Below are 21,981 nucleotides of genomic sequence, written 5' to 3'. Positions count from 1 at the left end.
AGGGCGATGCGCAGGCGCGGCCGCACCCCGCCGCGACGTGCCGGCTCATGACGGGCGGCTTCCGGACGGCTTGCGGCTAGGGCCCGTCCAGCGCTTCACGAATGGCCGAGACCATGTCCTCGGCCTCCACGAGGTCGCGTCCGACGCCGACGGCGGTCGCTCCGGCCGCCAGCCACCCGGCCACGTCAGTCAGGGCGACACCGCCGGTCGGCACGACGTGCGCGCCGGGGGCGATGGCGAGCAACGAACGTAGGTAGTCGATGCCGCCCACATGCGCAGGAAAGAGCTTGGCCACGCCATGCGTGGCGGAGGCCAGCACCTCCCCGACGCTCAGGCCACCCTCCATGAACGGAACTCGGCTCGCGAGTGCGGCGCGGACTGCCGGGGCTGGACATGGCGAGACGATGAAGTCAGCGCCCGCCTCCAGCGCGATGCGGGCTTGGTCAGCGTCGAGGACGGTGCCGACCCCGACCAGGTGTCGAGGGTGATCGGCACGAACCTGACGCAGTGCTTGCGGCCAGTCCGGGGTGGTTGCCGTCAGCTCCACCATGGTCAGTCCGGCGTCGAAGCACCGGGAGGCCGCTGTGACCGCCTCGCGGGCCGTGCGAGTGCGCAGCACAGGGATGATCTTCGCCCGGGACACCTGGTCCACGAATGCATCCGCGGACGCGGCGAGGTCATGACTCGACATCGTCCAGCGCTCCTTCCCGGGCTTGGTTCTCCAGAATCGTGCGGTCGATGAGGGCGTGGTCAGCCAGGACTCGCAGGACGGTGCCCGCGAGGGCGTGTCCCCAGCGCAGTGCCCGGTCGGAGTCGAGGCCGAAGTGCCGGGCGGCGAGATATCCGGCAGCGAACGCGTCGCCGGCGCCGACAGGCTCGATCACCTCGACGGGTGGCGCCGGCACGCGGTGGACCTGGGACCCCACGAACGCGACCGCCTCGTGCGAACCATCTTTGACGACGAGCTCCGACGGCTGCGGTAGGAGGCGGCGAACCTCCTCGGGTGTCTCAGACCCCCACACCTCACCGGCCTCGTCCAGGCCGACGAAGACCGTGTCCGCCCGGCTGGCGAGGGACCTGAGCACCTGTGCGGCCTCCGGCACGTCCCAGAGAGCCCGGCGGTAGTTCACGTCGAAGGACGTGCGTACGTGTTCGAGGGCCAGCAGGTCCCGCACCAGGACGTGACAGTCGTCCGACAGTGCCGGTGTGATGCCGGTGAGGTGCACGTGCCCCACGCCGACGAGCGCCGCGTTGGGGACCCGGCGGTAGGTCGTGGCGGCGGAACCCTGGCGGTAGTACCGGCTCGTCGTCGTGCCACCCGTGGCGTCCTTCACGTAGAGGCCGGTCGGAAGGTCGGGGTGCTCCTCGAGGTGCCGGGTGTCCACTCCGGCGTTGTCGAGGGTGTGGCGTAGGCGGGCCCCGAAGGGGTCCGCTCCGACCTTCCCCGCGAATCGCGTCGGCACGTCCAGCCGTGCCAGATGGATGGCGACGTTGACCTCGGCGCCGCCGGTGGAGACCACGAGCTCGGTGGCCGACTCCAGTGGGGTGTGGGTCGGCGGGGTCAGCGAGATGAGGCCTTCGCCGACGCAGAGGACGGCGCTCATCGTCCCGCCCCAGCGTCCTGGGTGGTGTCGTGGCTGGCGTGATGGCTCGCGGACACCGGGCCGTCTGGGCTGGCGCGCTGGTGCGCGTCGAGCGCGTCGAGCGCGGCGGCTATGGCGTGCAGGGCCAGTCCCTGTCCCCAGAGCTGGGGTCGATCGTCACGAATGACGCTGTATCCGAAGGGCACCAGCTGCAGGACGGTCCCGGCGCTCACCCGGGTGAGCGCGCCGTCGTCGACGTAGGACAGGGAACCAGCCACGGCACGCCAGCCTGCCGCCAGCACGGCATTCGACAGGCTGGGGACGACACGGGCGGCCCGGAGCATGGCTGCCCCGATACCGGCGGCTGCGGAGGTCTCGAGGATCCCTCGGTTCTCCTGCTGATCATCGACGAGTACGCTCCACACGCCGTGGCCCGGCTGGCACGCAGCGAGCGCCTCCAGCTGTCGGGTGAGCCGGGTCTGAACGGCATCGACGGCATCGGGATCCACCAGGGTCGGGTGGCGGTCCGCGAGCTCGAGGTACTCGACGGCGGACAGCGCCATCCAGGCGTTCGCCCGTCCCCAGAAGCAACGCACCGGCCGACCCAGATGTGAGCCGTGAACGAACAACGCGGTCTGCCCGTCCTGCAGGATCTCGGCATGGGCGAGCCACTGGTGGCCGAGCTCGCGGAGCAGCGCGCGGTCGTCGCGCACGGCACCGAGATGCCCGAGGAACACACCCGCCATGAACGTGGTGTCGGCCCAGACGCCATCCGGCCAGTGCTCGATGGCGCCGTTCGCGGCTCGGGTGACGGCGGGCGAGGTCCGGAGCCATGCGAGCAGGCGGTCCGCGAGGGCCGCGGTCGCGGGTCTGCCGTCGAGCACCGCGGCCGTCCCCGGGGCCAGGTGGTTGACGTGGTCCAGGATGATGTCGCCCGCCGCCCGCTCGTCCAGCCAGGCGCGAACCCGTGACGGGAACGGGCGCCCTGCGGCGTCGGCGAACCGGATGAGGCCGAGCAGGCACACGCCCTCGCCCCAGAAGAAGTCCGGCAGCCCGTCGCTCCAGGTGCGGTTCTCGACCTGCTCGCCGAGCAGGACCAAGGCCTCGGGGTCGAGGGCCGCTCCCGTCAGCGGTGGGCGCGGCGGAGCGGCGAGGCGGCTCGACGTGAGGTCATGCCCGGCCATGGCCAGACCCCCCGGCATACACGGCGGTCGCCTCGACGCCGCTCTCGGGCTGGGTGCGGCGGCCGCGGCCGTAGTCGATGACGAGCCGTTCGCCCTCCCAGTCGACCTCGAGCAGATCTGCGCCGAGCTCCTGCCGGCACGCCGGGTTGGACAGGTGTGGGGGATCCTCCGGGTTGCCGTCGGCACCGAGTGACGTGTCGCGTCCGTCGACGGTGAAGGCGGTGCCCCAACCGAGCGCGAGGGCCCTGCCGTCGCGGGTCGTCCACGTCACGGCGGGGTTCCTGCGGCTACCGCCGAAGGCCGGCTCGCACAGGGCCGCGACGAACTCGGGGAAGGCGCCGTCGACCGCGCGGCGACCCACGGTCGCGACGTAGCAGGCTCCGTCACCAGCCGGCCACCAGCATTGCCACGCCTCGTCTCCGGTGGCCTGCGGGGTGAACCCGCCGGCCGTGGCGACGGCAACGTAGCCCTCGCCGACTCGTCCCGCCAGCCACGGCCCGTGCTGCTGCCATTCGTCGAAGAGGTCGGCGGGAAACCAGAGGTGGGTGGTGCCGAACCTGTCGTCGTCGGGGATGCGGTGCAGCACCAGCGCGCTGTCCCGGTGCTGATGGGCACGTGGTAGGACTCGCTGCCCGGCCCAGCTGCTCGGCCGCGCCGAGGAGCCGATCGTCGACGCCGCCGGGTGCGTCGCGAAGACCTGGACCTCCGAGCCGAGCGTGGCACCCCAGATGTGCTCCTGAAGGCCCGGGAGTCCGGAGCGGTAGTCCTGCACGCTGGACAGCATGGCGTCGGGTGTGCGCCAGACCCGGAGGTCCGACCCGTACGGGCGCGCGAGCAGGTCGTGGTGCAGGCGGTACTCGCCGCGGTAGACCTGCCGGCCGTCCCACTCGTCCGGCTCGGCGCGGGCCAGCGACCGGATCACGGCCGGCATCGTGTAGCTGCGGGCCGTGGCGAGCACGGTCGCGGGGAGCACGGCGTCGTTGAGGGCGCCGACTCCCCACAGCAGCAACATGATCGGCGCTGTCTCTTCGAAGCGTGCAGACCGCAGGGTGTGCGTGTAGGAGCGACCGTGCGCTGCCCCGTGCACGCCCTGCCACGAGTTCGTCGCCAAGGTCAGCAGGACCTTGTCGAGCAGTGCCTCGGCCAGGAGCCTCAGCTGCTCCGACCTCGCGAACTCGACGAGCGAGACGAGTGCGAGGCAGTCGATGGCGAGGTAGGCGTTCGAGTCGAACTCGCTGAAGCCACCGGCCAGCTTGCGACGAATCCACTCCTCGGCCAGGGGAGCCGCGTGCTCGGCATGCTGGCGCCCGGTCCAGCCGGTGTTGGCGAAGTCCTCGTCGGCGAACATCTCGCCGACGAGGAGCTCGGCTGTGTGCCAGACGAACTGGTGGTTCTCGGTGAAGTAGCACATGGCGTCGAGCCCGGGCTGGTCGATCCAGTACTTGAAGCCGGTCAGGGCCAGCCGGACCTTCTCGCGGTCGTCGTCGCGCCATGACTCCTCGGGCAGCCGGTGCCACAGGTGGACCAGGCCGACCGCCTCGAAGTCGGCGCAGTCGTAGCGAGCGCGGATCATCCGCAGCGGCGTCTCGAGGTCGGCGGTGTCCAAGGGCCGGTCCGGCTCCAGGACGTGTCGGGCGAGGGCCCGCGCCGAGCCCGGTCCGGCCGCGGCGCTGTGGTGCAGGAGCCGCTGGCGCCAGGCCTCCGGCGTCTCATGGCGGGCGTCCACCCGGGCGACACCCGCCAGGGACGCGACACGTGCCGTGCGGCATACGGGCACGTCGTCGCGGGCGACGCGCAGTGTCAGCTCGCTCTCACCGGTACTGAGCATCGAGGCCGCGCCCTCCGAGTGGGCCTCGTGGGTCTCGGCGAGGTCGAGGACGGCGCTACCGCCGTCGAGCACGACCGGCCTCGGAGGCGCCCCGGACACGGACACCAGCAGCCGGGCCCCTCGCGGCCCCGTGATGCGCGTCGTGCCGTCCCTGCTGGCCCACGGCCCCACTGCGACGGACTCGAGGAGCTGTTCGCCGGCCCGCGACGCGTGCTCATCGGCGCCGGGGGACGGGATGACCACCCGCACCGGCAGGCCGTCCACGCGGACGGACACGATGTGCCGACACTCCCGGAAGGCAACCTGCCAGGCAGCGACGTGCAGGGTCGACGTTCCCGACTCGAGGCGAACGCGGACCCGGTGAGCGATCGGCTCCATGTAGCTGAACTCGTCGGTCTGGAGCACCAGCTCACCATCGAGGAACGCCGCCACCGGACCGGTGCTCGCGATCTCGAGGTCGCGGTACTCCGCCTGGTCGACCTCGAGCGAGGTGGCGCAGAGGGAGTGCCGGTACTCGGGAGTGAAACAGAACCGGCTCCAGTCGACGAAACCGTCGGCGCCCGTGTGGACGCGCTGCCACGTCCCGGTCGACGCCGGGTCGCCGTGCGAACGGGTCCACGCGAGCGCACCACCTTCCACCACGGGTGGCAGTCGCTGGTCGGCCAGAAGTGGGTGCAGCGCATACAGCTTGCGCTTGAGCGGTGCGACGTCGGGACCGTTCGTCAGCACCCACCTCCCGTCGGCGCCCCACGGCGTCCCGTCGGGCTCGAGGAGCCGCCCCAGGTCGTCGCAGGGTGCGCTCCAGGCGGGGCTGACGACCCAGTCGCGGATGAAGCCGCGCTCGTCGAGGGTGTGCACGGTCCTTCCGGGCGACGTGGCCGGTGGGTTCGATGGGATCACTTGATGGCACCTTGGGAGAGTCCGGCGATGATCTGCCGCTGCAGCAGCAGGAAGATGACCACGATCGGCACGATGGTGACGACCGAAACCGCGAGGATCTGGTTGAAGGGAATGGCCTGCTGGCTGGCGAACCGCGCGATGGCCACCGGAAGGGTCTGCTTCGACTCGTCCTGCGCGACGATGAGCGGCCAGAGGAAGTCGTTCCAGCGCCAGATCACCGAGAAGATGGCGACGACCGCGAGGGCGGGACGACTGAGCGGAAGGATGATCCGCCAGAAGATGGCCCACTCACCGGCGCCGTCGACGCGCGCCGCCTCGATCATCTCGTCGGGAAGAGTCAGCATGTACTGCCGCAGGAGGAACACGCCCGTCGGGGTCGCGGCCGGCGGGATGATCAGCCCGAGCAGGGAGTTGGTCATGCCCAGCGAGGAGACGACCTGGTACACCGGCAGCAGGATCACCTGCAGCGGGATCATGATGGTGGCCAGGGTGACGAGGAAGAACACCGTGCGGCCGCGGAAGTTGTACTTGGCCAGGGCGTAGGCCGCCATCGAGTTGATCGCCAGCGTCAGGACGGTGGCGGCCAGGGTGACGATCAGGCTGTTCGTCAGGTAGCGGGTGAAGTCGAACGCCTGCAGACCGCTCGTGTAGTTGTCGAACGTCGGGTTCGCAGGCCACAGGGTCGGCGGTGTCTGCGCCAGCTCCTCCGCGCTCTTGAACGAGGACAGGGCGGCCCACACCAGCGGGGCGACCACTGCGAGCGCGCCGGCGATGAGCACCGTGGTCCGCACGACGGTGCTCGTCGACGGCGGTCGCCCCGACATGGAGGTCCATGTCGACGGCTTGCGCTCGGGAGCACGCGTGGCGGTGTCGGCGGCGGTGAGGGTGGTGGTGCTCATATCGCATCGCTCCTTCGCCCGAGGACGTAGTTGGCAAAGGTCACCACGAACACCACGACGAAGAGGATGACCGCGGCGGCGCTGGCGAGGCCGTACTCGATCGGGTAGCTGAACCCGTTCTCGTAGATGTACTGCACCATCAGGGTCGTGGCGCTCACGGGGCCACCACCGGTGAGCGTGAAGATGAAGTCGAAGGACTGGAAGCCCGCGATCGTCGCCAGGATGATGACGACCATCAACGTCGGCCGCAGCAGCGGCAGGGTGATCAGCCGGATCGCCTGCCAGGTGGTCGTGCCGTCGATCCGCGCCGCCTCGTAGAGCGAACCGTCGATGGACTGGAGTCCCGACATGAGGATCATCGCGTAGAAGCCGAGGTGGATCCACGTCCCCACGACGATGATCGCGACCATCGCCAGGGTCGGCTCGACGAGCCATCCCGGCTCTCCGAGACCGACGGCCGACAGCGCCTGGTTCACCATGCCGCGCTCCCGGTCGAAGGCCGCCCTCCAGACGATGCCCACGACGACCGGCGAGATGACGATCGGCAGGAAGTACGCCGCGCTGATCGCGCCGCGCCCCCGGCGCTGGGCGTTGATCATCAGCGCCAGCACCATCGCCAGGACCGTGGAGATGAGGACGAAGCCGACCGTGAACACCAACGTGTGACGGACCACGGCCCAGAACTCCTCGTCGCTGAGGATCGCTCGGTAGTTCGCGGTCCCGACCGGCTTGAACGTCCGGCCGTTGCTGCTGTCGAAGAAGCTGAGGTTGAACCCGTTCATCGCCGGCCAGATGGTGAAGGCCGCAAAGATGAGCATGTTCGGCAGCAGGAACAGGTAGGGCGCGAGCTTGCGGGTGTTCAAGCGGCGTTGGGCTGGCCCCTCCCGAACCGGGGCGGATGCGGCGGTCGTCATTTCGCGCCCTGGATGGCCTTGTCGATCTCGGCGGAGAGGTTCTCGACCGCTGTGGCGACATCCTGCTGACCGGCGACGACCTTGTCCGTCTCCGCGATGAGGGCCTTGGCCGAGTTCGAGAACGCCGGGTCGAAGCCCGCCGGCCACGTGTCCTCGGGCGTCTCGCTGATCTGGGAGACGAACACCTTCATGTCGGCGTCGTGGGTGGGGTAGTCGAAGCCCTTCTCGGTGAGGTCCTTGCGCGTGGGAAGCCAGAAGGCCGTCTTGTCGATCTCGGTCTGGTTCTCCGCCCGGTTCATCCACTGCACGAACGCCGCACCGAGGGCAGGCTCCTTGCTGTTCTTGAAGGCGACCATGAACTTGCCTCCGGGGAAGCCGCCGCAGCGCTCCTCGCACGGGTTGGGCACGGCGGCCCAGTCGAACGTGGCGGTGTCGGCGAACGCGCCGACCTGCCAGGGCCCGGACAGGTACACCGGGACCTGCTTGGCCAGGAAGATCTCGTTGGCACCGGAGTACTTGCTACCGGAACCCAGCCAGAAGTCCTTGGGCGAGGCGTTGCTCTTGACCAGGTCGGTGAAGAACGTCAGGGCCTTGGCTGCCTTCGCCTTGTCCAGGGCGTTGGTGCCGTCCTTGCCGATCATGACGGTGCCGAACTGGCTCAGCACGGTGCTGAGGCGGTTGCCGGACTTGTCGACGGCAACGGCGTACGGCATCTTGTTCGCCGCCGCCACCTTCTTGGCGGAGGTCACGAGCTCGTCCCAGGTCCACTTGGTCGGTACGGCGACGCCGGCCTTCTTGAAGGCCTCCAGGTTGATGAAGGGACCGTTGATCGTGGCGTCGCTCGGCACGGCGTACATGTGCCCTTCGGCGTCCTGGGCCGTGCCGGCGGCGCCGGTGGAGTACTGCGACGCGTAGTCGCTGCCGAAGTACTGCTTGAAGTCGACGGCCTCGTCCGCGAAGGGGTGCCAGTCCGAGACTCGCGCGACCTCGGGTGCGTTGCCGCCCGAGAGTCGCGCCTGCAGGGCCGTGTTGATGTCGGCGAACGGGACGATCTGGAGGTTGACCTTCGCCCCGGTCTCCTGCTCGAACTTGGCGATCGCATCCCTCGTGGCCTTCTCGTCGGGACCGTCCGTGAAGTAGACGTAGGTGAGCGTCTTGCCCTTGAAGCTGGCGAAGTCCACCGTCGCCGGGGCGCTCTGCCCGCCGGAGGACGTCTCCGCGGTACCGGGCGCACAGGCCGCCAACGTCGCTGCCAGCGCCACACACGCCAGGCCTCCGATCATGGTCTGAGCTCGCATCTTGGTCTTCCACCTCTCTGTGGATGTCGGTCGGATGCCGTCACGGTCAGCGGGGCTGACTTCTGGCGCGTTCTTCCTGTCACGTGCATACTGGTGGTCATTCCGCTGGAAGGGAAGACTTTCCCGTCAGGCGGGAAGACGTCCCGACCATCAAGAGGAAGAGCACATGACTGACGTACGGCTGGCCACTCACCCGTCCGAGCTCGACACGATGACGACATCGAACGTGCGTGACCGGTTCCTCGTCGACGGGCTCTTCGCCCCGGGGGAGGTGCGGTTCTGCCTGAGCCACTCCGACCGCGTTCTGATCGGGGGAGCCATGCCCGCGGGAGAGGTGCTGACCGTCGTCGCACCGGACGAGATCCGTTCGGAGAACCTGTGCGACCGGCGCGAGCTCGGGGTGGTCTGTCTCACCGGCTCCGGGGCGGTGGTCGCGGACGGCACGAGCCACGAGCTGCACGCCGAGGACATCCTCTACGTCGGCGCCGGGACCGGCACCATCGAGCTGTCCGGTGAGGCAACCTTCTACCTGGTCTCCGTGCCGGCCCACCGCCCCCTGCCGACCACGGTCGTCCGGCGCCAGGACGCCGACACCGTCGAGATCGGTGACGACGCCGCGGCAAGTCGTCGCACCATCCGCAAGTACGTGGCGGGCGGCCGGGTGGAGTCGTGCGAGCTGGCCATCGGTATCACGACGCTCGCGCCGGGCAGCGTGTGGAACACCATGCCCTGCCACACCCACGACAGGCGCACGGAGATCTACCTCTACTTCGGGCTCCCGGCCGGCGAGCGCGTCGTCCACCTGTGCGGTCAGCCGGACAGCACCCGCAGCATCGTCGTCGCGGACCAGCAGGCGGTGATCAGCCCGCCCTGGTCGGTTCACTTCGGGGCCGGCACAGCGCCCTACAAGTTCGTCTGGGCGACCGGTGGCGAGAACCTGGCGTACAACGACATGGACCCGGTGGCCACGGAGGCGCTTGCATGATGCAGTCGATGTTCGGGCTGTCCGGCCAGGTCGCCCTCGTCACCGGCGCCGGTCGAGGGATCGGGGCCGCCATTGCGAAGGCGCTCGCCGCCGCCGGAGCCGACGTGGTTCTCTGGGGCCGCAGCGAGTCCGGGCTCTGTGAGACGGCCGACGCGTGCTCGCAGCTGGGTCGTGAGGTGACCACCGTGGTCGGCGACCTCTCGGACCCCCAGGGCGCCGCGGCGACGGCGCGCGAGCTGGCAGCAGAGCGACGCATAGACATCCTCGTGAACAACGCGGGGACCATCTCCCGCGCCGCGGCGCTCGACGTGGGCTACGACGACTGGCGCCGCGTGCTGGCCACCAACCTCGACTCCGCCTTCATGCTGTCCCAAGCAGTGGGCGCGGGCATGGTCGAACGCCGGGCTGGCTCGGTCATCAACACCGCGTCGCTGTTGTCGTTCCAGGGCGGCATCAACGTGCCGTCCTACACCGCGAGCAAGCACGCCCTCGTCGGCCTGACCAAGGCATTGGCCACCGAGTGGGCTGACCAGGGGGTCACGGTCAACGCCGTGGCGCCCGGGTACATCAGCACCGACAACACCACTGCCCTCCGCGAGGACCCCGAGCGTGAGCACGCCATCCGTTCGCGCATTCCGGCGGGTCGGTGGGGTACGCCGGACGACGTCGTCGGGGCCGTCGTGTTCCTCGCCGGGCCGTCGGCGAGGTATGTCACGGGCCACACGCTCGTGGTCGACGGCGGATGGCTGGCGCGATGACGGGGTCACCGGGCAGCGGGGTTCCGGGAGCGTCGCCGGTCGACCGCGCCGGCGCGGTCGCCAAGGTCGTGCGTGTCGTGGAAGCCATCACCGACCATTCCGGCGTCTCCGAGATCAGCCGGTCGACCGGCTTGTCGACATCCACGGTGCACCGCATCATCCAGGAGCTCGTGGCTCTGGGCTGGGTCAGGGGTGACGGCGAACACGGATATCTTCCCGGGGCAGGGCTGCTGACCATCGCCGCCCGCGCCGACTCGGAGGCCGGGATGTCGGTCGTCGGCCCCATCCTCGAAAAGTTGCGCGACGCCACGACGCACACCGTTCACTTCGCGCTACGGCAGGGCGACCAAGCGGTCTACGTGGCCAAGGTCGAGGGCCACCGGGCCTACGAGATGCGTTCCCGCGTAGGCCTGGCCATTCCGCTGCACAGCACGGGCATCGGCAAAGCACTGATGGCGGCCCTTCCGGAGGCGGAGGTGAGGCTCCTGCTGGGTCGCACCGGGATGCGAGAGATGACCCCACGGACGATCACCGAGCCGGACGCGATGATCAGTCACCTGCACACGATCGCCCGCCGCGGCTACGCCGTCGACAACGAGGAGAACGAGCAGCACACCCGCTGCATCGCTGCCGTGGTGCGAGACCACCGTGGCGCGCCCATCGGCGGAATCAGCATGTCCGCGATGGCCTTCGAGATCGACCAGAAGCGCGTTCAGCAGCTCGCCCCCTTGGTCACCGCCGCAGCCGGCGACGTCTCCCTGGCGCTCGGTTACCGACCTACGGCAGACGCCGTCGGTCACAAGAGGGTGCGCTGACCGATGTCGCCCTCCTCGCTGAACGCCGGGTCGGCCCGGCGCCGATGGTCCACCGGGGCAGGCCGTGCCTGAGTTCGTCGGCGCCATCGACCAGGGAACCACGAGCACCCGGTTCATGATCTTCGATCATCGCGGAGGCGTGGTCGCCTCCCATCAGCTCGAGCATGAGCAGATCCTGCCCCGGGCAGGCTGGTTGGAGCACGATCCGCTGGAGATCTGGCGTCGGACAGAGACCGTCATCGAGGCGGCGCTCGACAAGGGTCGTCTCTGCGCCACCGACCTTGCCGCGGTCGGCATCACGAACCAGCGGGAGACCACGGTCGTGTGGGATCCACTGTCAGGCAAGCCCTTCCACAACGCGATCGTCTGGCAGGACACCCGCACGGACGCAATCGCTGCCGCGCTCGAGCGTGACGGCAGCGGCGAGCTCATCCGGCAACGGGCGGGGTTACCACCCGCCGCCTACTTCTCCGGCGGGAAGCTCCAGTGGCTGCTCGAGAACGTCGAGGGGTTGCGCGAGGCCGCGGAGTCGGGCCGTGCTCTCTTCGGGACCACGGACACGTGGCTGTTGTGGAACCTCACCGGTGGACGGGCGGGTGGCGTGCACGTCACCGACCCGACCAACGCCAGCCGCACGATGCTCATGGACCTGCGAACCCTCGACTGGGACGACGAGCTTCTCGGCCTCTTCGGAGTCCCCCGTGGCATGCTCCCGCAGATCCGGCCGTCCTCCGACCCCGGTCAGTACGGAACAACACTCTCCTCAGGGCCCTTCCGGGGCCAGGTGCCCCTGACCGGCGACCTCGGCGACCAGCAGGCCGCGAGCGTGGGCCAGCTCTGCTTCGAGGCCGGACAGGCGAAGAACACGTACGGCACCGGCAACTTCCTGCTGCTCAACACGGGCCCGGAGCCGGTGCGTTCACACCACGGGCTCATCACCACGGTGGCGTACCAGTTCGGCGACAGCCCCGCGGCATACGCCTTGGAAGGCTCTGTGGCCGTGACCGGTTCGGCCATCCAGTGGCTTCGCGACCAGCTGGGCATCATCGCCGACGCCTCCGAGAGCGAAGCGCTGGCCCGCAGCGTCGCGGGCACCGAAGGCCTCTGTTTCGTGCCCGCCTTCTCCGGGCTCCTAGCACCGTACTGGCGCCCCGATGCGCGCGGCGCCATCGTCGGCCTGTCCCGGTTCCACACTCGCGCGCACCTGGCGCGCGCCGCCCTGGAATCCATCTGCTACCAGTCACGAGACGTCGTCGCCGCGATGGAACAGGACAGTGGGACTTCTCTGGCCGTGCTCAAGGTCGACGGAGGAGTCACCGCCAACGACTTCGCGATGCAGCTCCAGGCAGACATCCTCGGCATCCCCGTGTCGCGCCCCGTGGTCGCAGAGACGACCGCGCTCGGCGCGGCGTATGCCGCCGGCCTGGCCACGGGGTTCTGGGCTGGGGTCGACGAGCTCACGGCGAACTGGCAGGAGTCCCGGGGGTGGACCCCCAGCTGCGGCGAGCAGGAGCGCGCCGATGGATACCGGCTGTGGCGCAAGGCCGTCGAACGAACACTGAACTGGATCGACCTGCCATGAGGAGGCACTGATGGACGTCACCCACGCGGAGCTTGGCCCCGCGCAACGCAGCGACGCCCTGGCGAAGCTCGCTGCTGAGGAGTTCGATGTCGTCGTCCTGGGCGCCGGCGTCGTCGGTGCGGGAGCGGCCCTCGACGCCGCCACGCGCGGGCTCTCGGTTGCGCTCATCGAGGCGCGAGACTACGCGTCCGGCACGTCGAGCCGGTCGAGCAAGCTCGTCCACGGCGGGCTGCGCTACCTCGAGCAGCTGGAGTTCGGTCTCGTCCGCGAAGCGTTGCGGGAACGGTCCCTGATCCTCAACCGCCTCGCCCCCCACCTGGCCAGACCGGTCCCGTTCCTCTACCCGCTTCAGCATCGCGGGTGGGAGCGGCTGTACGTCGGTAGCGGGGTCGCGCTCTACGACGTGCTCGGCGGCCGGCACGGCGTACCGGCCCACAAGCATCTGAGCCGCGCGGCGGCCCGCGCGCTCTTTCCCGCGTTGCGCAAGGACGCCCTCGTCGGGGCCGTCCGCTACTACGACGGCCAGCTCGACGATGCCCGGCACACGATGATGCTGGCCCGCACCGCACGACGCTACGGCGCCGTGTGCGTGCCCAGCGCCCGGGTGACCGGTTTCCGCCGGGAGGAGGATCGCGTCACCGGCGTCGTCGTCCAGGATCTCGAGGGCGGCACCCAGATCCAGGTGCGCGCGAAGCAGACGATCAACGCCACCGGCGTCTGGACCGACGAGACCCAGGACATGGTCGGCGGCCGCGGGCAGCTACGGGTCCGGGCGTCGAAGGGCATCCACCTCGTGGTCCCCCGCGACCGGATCAACGCCACCGTGGGAATCATCAGCCGCACCGAGAAGAGCGTGCTGTTCGTCATCCCCTGGGAAAGCCACTGGATCATCGGGACGACGGACAGCGACTGGAACCTCGACCTCGCGCACCCCGCCGCAAGTCGCGCCGACATCGAGTACGTCCTGGGTCAGGTCAACCGCCTGCTCAGCACGCCGCTCACGACCGATGACATCCAAGGGGTCTACGCGGGGCTTCGTCCGCTGCTGCACGGCGAGTCCGACGCCACCAGCCAGCTGTCCCGAGAGCACGCAGTCGTCACCCCGGTCGCAGGCCTGACCCTGGTTGCCGGCGGCAAGTACACCACCTACCGGGTCATGGCCAAGGATGCAGTCGACGCGGCCCTGCACTCGCTGGGGCCCGCGACGCCGCCGTGTGTCACCGACCAGATTCCCGTCATCGGCGCAGAAGGGTTCGCGGCCCTGTGGAACGCCCGCGAGAAGCTAGCGGCCGAGTCCGGACTCCACGTCGCGCGGGTGGAGCACCTCCTGCATCGCTACGGGACACTCGTCCACGAGCTGCTGCGCCTCGTGACGGAAAGACCCGAGCTCGCTCGTCCCGTCGACGGAGCGCCCGAGTACCTGCAGTGCGAGCTCTACTACGGAGCCAGCCACGAGGGTGCCCTCCACCTCGACGACCTGCTGGCACGGCGGACCCGCATCAGCATCGAGACCTTCGACCGGGGCGTCTCCGCCGCCCCCGAGGTGGCCCGCATCGTCGCACCGGTCCTCGGCTGGTCCGACGAGGACATCCGTCGCGAGGTGGAGCACTACGTGACGCGCGTTGCCGCCGAGCGCGAGTCCCAGGAGCAGGCCGACGACCACACCGCCGACGCCGCCCGCCTCGGCGCCCCCGATGTCAGGACCCAGCGCGCCGGTACGCCTGTCACGTGAGGGTCGACACGCACGTTCTTCGTCGTCGCTGGCGAATGCACCATCGCTTCAGTGCAGCTCGCGGTGCTGGTGCTCCCGACGGTAGGTGGCCGGCGGCACCGCGCACGCTGAGCTGAAGACGGTGTAGAACCGGCTGACCGAGCTGAAGCCCGACTCGGAGGCCACGTCGGCGATCGCCAGGTCGGTCGTGACGAGCAGTCGACGAGCCTCGGCGAGGCGGCATCGCGTCAGGTAGTCGAGGACCGTCGTCTTCACGACCTTGCGGAACTGGGCCATCGCGTAGTTGGGGTGCAGGTGCGCCGCACGGGCGATGTCCGCAACGGTCAGGGGTTCACGGAAGTGTTCGCCGATGTGCCGCACCATCGCGACGACCTGGCGCAGCACCGGGTCGCCTCCGGTGTACTGACGCACCGGTTGTCCCAGGGTCGACAGGGCGAGCCGGCGCACCCGGGCTTCGACCTCGAGCATGGTGATCCGGCGGCGTTCGCGTTGGTCGCTGGACAGGTCCATGGCCCACTGGGCGAAGTTCGCGGGATCCGTCGCGAGGGCGGCCGAGGGTTCGGAGACCAGGGGCGTGCCGGACAGCAGCCGGGTGACCAGCATCTCCGGCAGTCCCCAGCCGAGGAAGGTCGCGAACGGCACGTGCACCCAGTGAGCGCGGGTCGCCGAGTTCGCGACGAGCTGGTGGGGCACGGCCGCCCAGAAGGCCGCCACACATCCGCGGGCGACCTCGACGGGCGCGCCGCCGAACAGGTAGAGCATCGTGCCGCCCTCGGCGACGAGGTTGATTTCCAGGTCGTCGTGCTGATGGGCGGCGTCCATGAGCGTCGGGCGGCCAGCCCAGCTCACCAGGCTCGGTGGTTCGATGTGCGTCGGCATGTGAGGATCCAGCAAAGAGTCGCTCCGATCGAGGAAGACTTCTCTGATCATAGGGCCGTAACGTGATCGACGCCCACGGTGAACCCAAACGGATGGTGGGGCAACCACCATCCCGATCGTGCGGCGAAAACGCGGCGGCCCTCGCTCCGGCCCATCACGGCGTCCGACGCCGGCCGCCACCCACACCTGTGAATTCACGACAAGGAGATGCTGTGTTCTCTCTCGGCATTGTTGGAGCCGGCCAGTTCGCCGGGCAGTTCGCCAAGCTCTGGCGGCTGCATCCGGACGTCGGTGACATCTACGTCACCGATCTGCGGCCGGACCGGGCCGCGCGGCTCGCCGCCGACTACGACCTCGCCGGGACCTTCCCGTCGTACGAGGAGATGCTCGGCTCGGTCGACGCGGTCGCGATCTTCACCCAGCGTTGGACCCACGGCCCGCTGGTCGTCCAGGCTCTGCGCGCGGGCAAGCACGTCTACTCGTCGGTGCCGATGGCGGTGACGGAGGCGGAGATCGCGGCCATCATCGAGGCGGTTCGGGACACCGGGCTCACCTACATGATGGGCGAGACGAGCTACTACAACCCGGCCACCGTCTACGCCCGCGACAAGGCTGCCACCGGGGCCTTCGGCCGCCTGTTCTATGCCGAGGGCGACTACGTCCACGACATGGACCTCGGCTTCTACGACGCATACCGGTACAGCGGTGGCGAGAACTGGAAGGCCACCGCCAGCTACCCGCCTCTGCTCTACCCGACGCACTCCATCGGTGGCGTTCTCGGCGCCTGGCAGACGTACGCGACCAGCGTCTCCGCCATCGGCGTGAGCGACGACCGCGGAGATGGAGTGTTCGACAAGGAGGTGAGCCAGTTCGGCAACGACTTCTCGAATGCGACCGCGCTGTTCGAGGTCGCCGGCGGCGGCGCCTTCCGGATCAACGAGTTTCGACGGGTCGGCTACCCCTCCCACGTCCGTGAGTCGCGGTTCCGGTTCTTCGGCACCGAGGCGAGCCTCGAGCAGCTCGTGAACGTCAGCCTCTGGCAGGACAGGGAGGACGTCACGGACATCACCGAGCACCTGCGCCCGGTGGCCACCCTGTCCCCCGACGACCCGTCCCTGCAACACATCGCCCCTGCACTGCGGGACGCGTTCACGTCGGGCTCGGCGCCGGTGCACGACCGGTCGAGGCTTCCGAGGGAGTTCGCCAACGTGTCGAACGGGCACGAGGGCAGCCACCACTTCCTGGCCGACGACTTCGTGTCGGCGGTCAACAGCGGTTCGCTGCCGCCGGTCAACGCTTGGGTCGCCGCCCGGTACACCCTGCCCGGCATCGTGGCGCACGAGTCCGCTCGACAGGGTGGTGTCAGGCTGGAGGTTCCGGACTTCGGAGATGCCCCATAGCTCGCCACGACGTCACCGTTCTCCTTCCGGAGCAGCGTGGCTACGCCCGGCATCGCCGAGGCTCGGTGGTGCAGATCGCACCCGAGCCCCTCCTGGGCGGTGGCCCTGTATCTTTCGTCCATCCACGGCCATGATGGCGGGGTGCTCTCTCCGGTGCTGGCGCAGCAGATCGCGCGTGAGACGACCGAAGCCATCGGACACAACGTGATCATCACGGATCAGCAGGGCTGGGTCATCGGCAGCGGCGACGCGCGACGTGTCGGTACGTGGCACGAGGCCTCCGTCGCGGTGGTTGAGTCCCGGCAGGCCGCATGGCACTCGCCCGAGGAGGCTCGTCCACTGCAGGGTGTGCGGCCGGGCATCACGCTGCCACTCGTCATCGACGGCAACGCAGTGGGAACGGTCGGGATCACCGGCTCCCCCAGGCAGGTGCGCCGATTCGGGCTGCTGGTGCGGCGTCAGACCGAGATCCTGCTGGAGGAGTCGGCACTGTTGCGTTCGCGCCTGTTGCGAGAGCGAGCCCTTGAAGACCTCGCGTCGGAGATCGCCGCGTTCGATGTGCGCGACTCCGACCCTGCCCTGATAGCAGCGGCTGCGCGCGACCTCGGGCTGGATCTCGAGCAGTCCCGCGTCCCGGTCCTCATCACCCTGGGCGATGCGGTCGTCGGCGCTGAGCTCCTCCGCACCGTCCGTGCTGTCTTCCACCAACCGCAGGATCTCGTCGCGGTCCGGTCGGCGACGAGAATCCTGGCCCTCGTGGCTGTCAGCCGAGGCGTACCCGACGCGGCTGCCGTGGCGTCACTGGCCTGTGAGGCCGTCGAGCGGTTGGACGCGCGGGCCCGCGCGGGCGTCGGGGAGGTCGCGTCCGGCATCCCGTACCTGCGCGTCGCCTGCGACGATGCCGCCGACGCCCTGGAGCTCGGGACGCGCCGTGTGGGGGGTGGTCCGGTCACGTGCGTGTGGGAGGTGCGCACCCTGCAGGCAGTTGCTGCCATGCCCAGGAAGGCCCAGCATCGGCTACTCGCTTCGGTGGGCGCGCCGCTGCTGGAGGCGGCCGACGGGTCGGTACTGCGCGACACCGTGATCGCTTGGTGCGAAAGTGGATTCAGCCTCGTAGCGGCCGCCCAGGCATTGCACGTCCATCGGAACACGCTCGTCTACCGACTCGAGAAGATCGAGCGCCTGACGGCTGCGCCGTGGCGCGAACACAGCCGCATGCTCTCGATGTACCTGGCGTGCCTGGCGGCGCGGCTCGCCGACGCGAATAACCCGTCAGGACGCGCTGCTTCTAATCCCGAGGAAGGAGCCCACGACGCCCCGGCAGTCGGCCGAGGGTGAACGGGTCCAACACCCGAGGCCGCTTGCCGGTGACGATGAACTGGGCCAAGGCCTTGCCGCTTGCCGTGCCCAAGGCGATCCCGAGCATGCCGTGTCCGGTCGAGACGAACGCGTTGGGAAGGTGGGAGAGCCGGTCGATGACGGGCAGTCCGTCGGGCAGCATGGGCCGCCCGCCCACCCACGGGCTCGAGATGCGCCCCATCAGCTCGTCGGGCGAGGTGAACCAGTCGCCGAGGTAGTGCCGGCTCGCCAGGGCGATGGACACGATGCGGCGCCAGTCGAGCCTCAGGTTGTTCCCGCTGAACTCCATCGTCCCGGCGAGGCGAGTCATGCCGGCCATGGGCGAGGCGACGATGTGCTTGTCCCCGAGGTAGAGCGGGCGCTGAGGCGGACTCGGCAGAGCGACCGAGAAGCTGTAGCCCTTCCCCGCCTGCAGCGGGAGGTCGACGCCGAGCTCGCGCAGGACGCCACCGGACCAGGTGCCGGCGGCGACGACCACTCCGGCGCACGGGATCCAGCCGTGTGGGTGTAGCACCCCGGTGACCCGGCCGCCGTTGATCTCGAACCCGGTGGCGGTGGTGTGCTCGTGGATCGCGACGTCATGCTCGATGAGCCACTTGGTCACGGCCGCGGTGAAAACCTCCGGGTTGACCAGGCCCTCGCCGGGCACGAGGTATCCCGCGGCGACCTCGGCGCCGAGGGCTGGATCGAGCGCCCGAGCCCGGCTGCCGGTCAGCACCATCTCGGGCACCGGGGCGACCCCGGCTGCGAAGCGCTGTTGTGTCTGCAGCGTGTCGCGTGCGATCTCGGCGGACAGGAAGGCGTGGACGAGGCCGGGCCGGGTCAGGCTCGTGTCGAGGCCGGCGTCCTCCAGCTCGGCCAGCTGGTCGAACGCCGGCGCGATGAGGCTCGTCAGGGCGGTCGCGGAGGCGGCGAAGCGGGCCGGTGACGTGGCGCGCCAGAAGTGCCACATCCACCGGGCGAACTCCGGAGTCAGCTCGGGGCGCAGGTACACCGGCGCCTGCGGCCGGCCGATGGTGCGCGCCGCGTGGCCGACGATCCCAGGCGCCGGAACGGGCGTGCTGAGGGACTGGCAGACCCACCCGGCGTTGCCCCACGAGGCACCTGACCCGGGTGTGGCCCGGTCGAGCAGCACGACGTCGCTGCCGGCCTGGCGCAGGTAGTAGGCCGTGCACAGGCCCAGGACACCGCCGCCGACGACCACGAGCGGGGCCCCCCGTTCGGTCCCGGTCACGAGTCGGATCCCAGCGACCGCAGGAACGCGCGCGTGCGTATCTCCCGGGGGTTGTCGATGACCTCGTCGGGCCGGCCCTGCTCGATGATGTGGCCGCCGTCGATGAAGACGACGTGGTCGGAGGCCTCCCGGGCGAAGGGGACCTCGTGGGTCACGATGACCATGGTCATGCCGGTCTCGGACAGGGCGCGCATGACGGCCAGCACGTCGCGGGTCGACTCGGGGTCGAGCGCCGATGTCGGTTCGTCGAAGAGCAGCACGCTGGGGCGCAGGGCCAAGGCGCGGGCGATGGCGACGCGCTGTTGCTCGCCGCCCGACATCTGCTCGGGGAATGCGAGCGCACGGTGCGCGAGGCCGACCTTTGTCAGCAGGTCGATGGCTGTCTCCATCGCTTCGCGCTCGCTGGTCCTGAGCGTCTTCTGCTGGGCGAGCATGACGTTCTCGATGGCGGTCAGGTGTGGGAAGAGGTGGAAGCGTTGGAAGACCATGCCGACGGACTGGCGGAGGCGGGCCAGGCTGGGACAGACGACCTTGGTGCCGGCGAAGATCGGCTCGCCGAGCAGGTGGATCTCCCCGGAGTCGGGGACTTCCAGCAGGTTGATGCAGCGCATGAGGGTGGTCTTGCCGCCACCGCTTCGCCCGATGATGGACACCGTCTGCCCCGCCGCGACGGAGAGGTCGACCCGGTCGAGCACCACGCGTTCGTCGAAGGACTTGACGAGGTTGGCGATGTCGATGACGGGCTTGGTGGCGTCGCGCACCGGAGTCGGGTTGACCGAGCGCAGGGCCATCACGCCACCGCCCCAGAGGTCGGGGCCGAAGCAGCGCCCTCGGCCAGCATGGCCCTGGCCTGCTTGAGGCGCCGATGCCGGCGGAACGAGAGCGGCGCGCCGGCGTGCACCCGCCGTTCGAGGTAGAGCAGCGCCTGCGAGAGCGGGTAGCACACCGCGAAGTAGATGATCGAGATGACGATGTAGACCTCCAGGGCGCGGAACGTCTCGCTGGCGATGAGCTGCGCCTGCGACATCAGCTCGGCGGCTGAGATGACCACGAGCAGCGACGTCGACTTGAGCAGGTCCACGAACATCGTCCCGGTGCCTGCGAGGGCCAGTCGCAGCGCCTGCGGGAAGATGACCGACGCGAAGGTGGTGGCCCGGCCGAGCCCGAGCGCCTCGGCGGCCTCCTGCTGTCCGGCGTGGACGCCGAGCAGCGCGGAACGGAAGATCTCCGACAGGTAGGCGCCGTAGAAGATCACCAGCGAGAGCGCGCCCGCCTGGAAGGCGCTCAGGCGCACCCCCGCGGACGCGAGGCCGAAGTACGTGATGAAGATGATGGCCAGCAGCGGGATGTTCTTGAACAGCTCGGTGTAGAGGCTCGCCGGAACGCGGAGCAGCCGGTTGGGGCTGAGGCGCAGCAGGGCGATGACGAGGCCCAGGACCACGGCGCCGACGAAGCCGGCCGCGGCGTACTGAAGAGACTGGAGCAGGCCGTTGGCCAGCCCGGGAACGTAGTCGGCCCAAGGGACTTCGAACGGTCCCACGGAACGCGTCAGGTCAGGAGTCATGGCCGGCACCGGTCACGGGGCGCTGGGCGCGGACCAGGACGCCGGTCTGTCGACGGCACGCCGCTCCTCGGTCATCGACGCCGCCGGCTTGAGGAACTGGGCCGGGTCGCCACCCCACTTGCTGATGAGCGTGGCCATCTCGCCGCTGGCGTACATTGCGTCGATCTGCTGGGAGATCGCCTTCTCGAGCTTCGGCGCATCCTTGGGCAGGTAGAAGCCGGTCATGTACGGCTGGAAGTACGCGTAGTCGGGGCTGGCCTTGACCTGCTCGGCGGTGGGCGCCTGCATGTACTGCGTCTCGATGCCGAGGTCCGGACGCTGTGCCTGGGTGTAGGTGATGAGCAGCGGGTCGAGGAACCCCGCATCCAGGCGTCCGGAGCCGATGTCGGCGAAGACACCGTTGGCGTCGGGATAGGTGTGCGGCTGGCTGCCCGGAACCGCCTTGATCGACTTGGCCCACACGTAGCCGGTGACGGTACCCAGGCGAAGGTCCTTGAGGTCGTCGACGGTGTTGATCTTCTTGCCGCCGTGGGTGGCCAGAGCCGGTGGAGAGTAGTACGGCGGGTCGGTGAAGAGCCCCTGCGCGGCCCGCTCCTTGGTCCATGCGATGCCGCCGATGGAGATGTCGACGCGTCGCGACTGCACGTTGCCGAGCATCCCGTTGAAGTCGGTGACCTGCGGCTCGACCATGAGCCCGAGCTTGCCGGCCACGGCCTCCAGGATCTGCGAGTCAAGGCCCTCGAGCTTGCCCGCCTTGCTGCCGGTGTACGGCATGTAGGGCTGTATCGCCACCTTGATGACGCCGGGGCTGATCGTGTCGAGCTCGGCCGCCGCCGCGGCGGCCCCGTCGGCGCCGGAGCCGGGAGCAGCGGCCCCGTCGGCGCCGCAGGCGGCCAGCAACAGCGCAAGAGCGGTCGCGGTCGCGCTGACCGCGACTCGGTGGGTCATGGAGGTTCGCATGTGTTGCACCCTTCTGTGTCGGGCCTGCGGCTCGTGCCGGCACCCGCTGGACGCCACCCAACCTATGAGCCGCCGATGCCGCTGGTCACCGGGCATTCCGTACGACG

Annotated in this window: 19 protein-coding genes; 7 read left to right on the top strand and 12 right to left on the bottom strand. The window is 69.6% G+C overall.

Annotated features, from left to right (window positions below; genetic code table 11):
* Positions 1 to 76: 76 nt before the first annotated feature.
* From ACFQU3_RS20325 to ACFQU3_RS20295, 7 genes are read right to left on the bottom strand one after another with little or no spacing between them, the layout of a single operon-like run.
* On the bottom strand, positions 77 to 691 hold the full coding sequence (locus ACFQU3_RS20325) for a bifunctional 4-hydroxy-2-oxoglutarate aldolase/2-dehydro-3-deoxy-phosphogluconate aldolase (protein WP_385913136.1): 615 nt from the start codon (positions 689 to 691) through the stop codon (positions 77 to 79).
* A complete protein-coding gene (locus ACFQU3_RS20320) occupies positions 678 to 1,604 on the bottom strand; it encodes a sugar kinase (protein ID WP_385913134.1) in 927 nt (308 codons plus the stop codon). Before ACFQU3_RS20320 ends, ACFQU3_RS20325 begins: the two co-directional genes overlap by 14 nt.
* Complete coding sequence (locus ACFQU3_RS20315; RefSeq protein ID WP_385913132.1) at positions 1,601 to 2,767, bottom strand: glycoside hydrolase family 88 protein; 1,167 nt, start codon at positions 2,765 to 2,767, stop codon at positions 1,601 to 1,603. Before ACFQU3_RS20315 ends, ACFQU3_RS20320 begins: the two co-directional genes overlap by 4 nt.
* The gene (locus ACFQU3_RS20310) at positions 2,754 to 5,495 is read right to left on the bottom strand and encodes a hypothetical protein (RefSeq protein WP_385913130.1); all 2,742 of its coding nucleotides are present in this window, start codon (positions 5,493 to 5,495) and stop codon (positions 2,754 to 2,756) included. The genes ACFQU3_RS20315 and ACFQU3_RS20310 overlap by 14 nt, the downstream gene beginning before the upstream one ends.
* Positions 5,492 to 6,394 carry a carbohydrate ABC transporter permease gene (locus ACFQU3_RS20305; protein WP_385913128.1) on the bottom strand — a complete coding sequence of 301 codons (903 nt, stop codon included), beginning with the start codon at positions 6,392 to 6,394 and terminating at the stop codon, positions 5,492 to 5,494. Before ACFQU3_RS20305 ends, ACFQU3_RS20310 begins: the two co-directional genes overlap by 4 nt.
* Positions 6,391 to 7,257 (bottom strand): carbohydrate ABC transporter permease, encoded by an 867-nt coding sequence (locus ACFQU3_RS20300; protein ID WP_385913126.1) that lies wholly within the window; start codon positions 7,255 to 7,257, stop codon positions 6,391 to 6,393. The genes ACFQU3_RS20305 and ACFQU3_RS20300 overlap by 4 nt, the downstream gene beginning before the upstream one ends.
* Positions 7,258 to 7,304: 47 nt before the next feature.
* Positions 7,305 to 8,606 (bottom strand): ABC transporter substrate-binding protein, encoded by a 1,302-nt coding sequence (locus ACFQU3_RS20295; RefSeq protein ID WP_385913124.1) that lies wholly within the window; start codon positions 8,604 to 8,606, stop codon positions 7,305 to 7,307.
* Between the two features lie 166 nt (positions 8,607 to 8,772).
* Here ACFQU3_RS20295 and kduI point away from each other — a divergent pair, with 166 nt between their 5' ends.
* From kduI to ACFQU3_RS20270, 5 genes are all read left to right on the top strand, one after another.
* Positions 8,773 to 9,591, top strand: a complete 819-nt coding sequence (gene kduI, locus ACFQU3_RS20290) for a 5-dehydro-4-deoxy-D-glucuronate isomerase (protein WP_385913122.1) — start codon at positions 8,773 to 8,775, stop codon at positions 9,589 to 9,591.
* Positions 9,588 to 10,349 (top strand): glucose 1-dehydrogenase, encoded by a 762-nt coding sequence (locus ACFQU3_RS20285; protein WP_385913120.1) that lies wholly within the window; start codon positions 9,588 to 9,590, stop codon positions 10,347 to 10,349. The genes kduI and ACFQU3_RS20285 overlap by 4 nt, the downstream gene beginning before the upstream one ends.
* Entirely contained in the window at positions 10,346 to 11,164 is an 819-nt protein-coding gene (locus tag ACFQU3_RS20280; RefSeq protein ID WP_385913118.1) for an IclR family transcriptional regulator, read from the top strand. The genes ACFQU3_RS20285 and ACFQU3_RS20280 overlap by 4 nt, the downstream gene beginning before the upstream one ends.
* Positions 11,165 to 11,228: 64 nt before the next feature.
* Positions 11,229 to 12,746 (top strand): glycerol kinase GlpK, encoded by a 1,518-nt coding sequence (glpK, locus tag ACFQU3_RS20275; RefSeq protein WP_385913116.1) that lies wholly within the window; start codon positions 11,229 to 11,231, stop codon positions 12,744 to 12,746.
* A gap of 10 nt (positions 12,747 to 12,756) precedes the next feature.
* Complete coding sequence (locus ACFQU3_RS20270; protein ID WP_385913114.1) at positions 12,757 to 14,478, top strand: glycerol-3-phosphate dehydrogenase/oxidase; 1,722 nt, start codon at positions 12,757 to 12,759, stop codon at positions 14,476 to 14,478.
* A 48-nt stretch (positions 14,479 to 14,526) separates the two neighbouring features.
* Here the strand turns inward: ACFQU3_RS20270 and ACFQU3_RS20265 are convergent, their stop codons facing one another.
* On the bottom strand, positions 14,527 to 15,357 hold the full coding sequence (locus ACFQU3_RS20265; RefSeq protein WP_385913112.1) for a helix-turn-helix domain-containing protein: 831 nt from the start codon (positions 15,355 to 15,357) through the stop codon (positions 14,527 to 14,529).
* A 212-nt stretch (positions 15,358 to 15,569) separates the two neighbouring features.
* On the opposite strand from ACFQU3_RS20265, the gene ACFQU3_RS20260 reads away from it, so the two are divergent.
* Positions 15,570 to 16,757 (top strand): Gfo/Idh/MocA family protein, encoded by a 1,188-nt coding sequence (locus ACFQU3_RS20260; RefSeq protein WP_385913110.1) that lies wholly within the window; start codon positions 15,570 to 15,572, stop codon positions 16,755 to 16,757.
* Positions 16,758 to 16,856: 99 nt separating this feature from the next.
* A complete protein-coding gene (locus ACFQU3_RS20255; RefSeq protein ID WP_385913108.1) occupies positions 16,857 to 18,095 on the top strand; it encodes a CdaR family transcriptional regulator in 1,239 nt (412 codons plus the stop codon).
* On the opposite strand, the gene ACFQU3_RS20250 is transcribed toward ACFQU3_RS20255, so the two are convergent.
* The 4 genes from ACFQU3_RS20250 to ACFQU3_RS20235 are packed head-to-tail and all read right to left on the bottom strand — an operon-like array spanning position 18,046 to position 21,874.
* Complete coding sequence (locus ACFQU3_RS20250; protein WP_385913106.1) at positions 18,046 to 19,350, bottom strand: NAD(P)/FAD-dependent oxidoreductase; 1,305 nt, start codon at positions 19,348 to 19,350, stop codon at positions 18,046 to 18,048. The genes ACFQU3_RS20255 and ACFQU3_RS20250 overlap by 50 nt on opposite strands.
* A complete protein-coding gene (locus ACFQU3_RS20245; RefSeq protein WP_385913104.1) occupies positions 19,347 to 20,141 on the bottom strand; it encodes an amino acid ABC transporter ATP-binding protein in 795 nt (264 codons plus the stop codon). Before ACFQU3_RS20245 ends, ACFQU3_RS20250 begins: the two co-directional genes overlap by 4 nt.
* Positions 20,141 to 20,890 carry an amino acid ABC transporter permease gene (locus tag ACFQU3_RS20240; protein ID WP_385913102.1) on the bottom strand — a complete coding sequence of 250 codons (750 nt, stop codon included), beginning with the start codon at positions 20,888 to 20,890 and terminating at the stop codon, positions 20,141 to 20,143. Before ACFQU3_RS20240 ends, ACFQU3_RS20245 begins: the two co-directional genes overlap by 1 nt.
* Before the next feature lie 36 nt (positions 20,891 to 20,926).
* Positions 20,927 to 21,874, bottom strand: coding sequence for a substrate-binding periplasmic protein (locus tag ACFQU3_RS20235; protein ID WP_385913100.1), 948 nt, complete (start codon positions 21,872 to 21,874; stop codon positions 20,927 to 20,929).
* Positions 21,875 to 21,981 lie beyond the last annotated feature (107 nt).

Origin of the sequence: Terrabacter sp. GCM10028922, assembly GCF_042666095.1 — a bacterium.
GTDB lineage: Bacteria > Actinomycetota > Actinomycetes > Actinomycetales > Dermatophilaceae > Terrabacter.
Note: the sequence above shows the minus strand (reverse complement) of the source record. Positions and strands in the feature narration are given on the sequence as shown.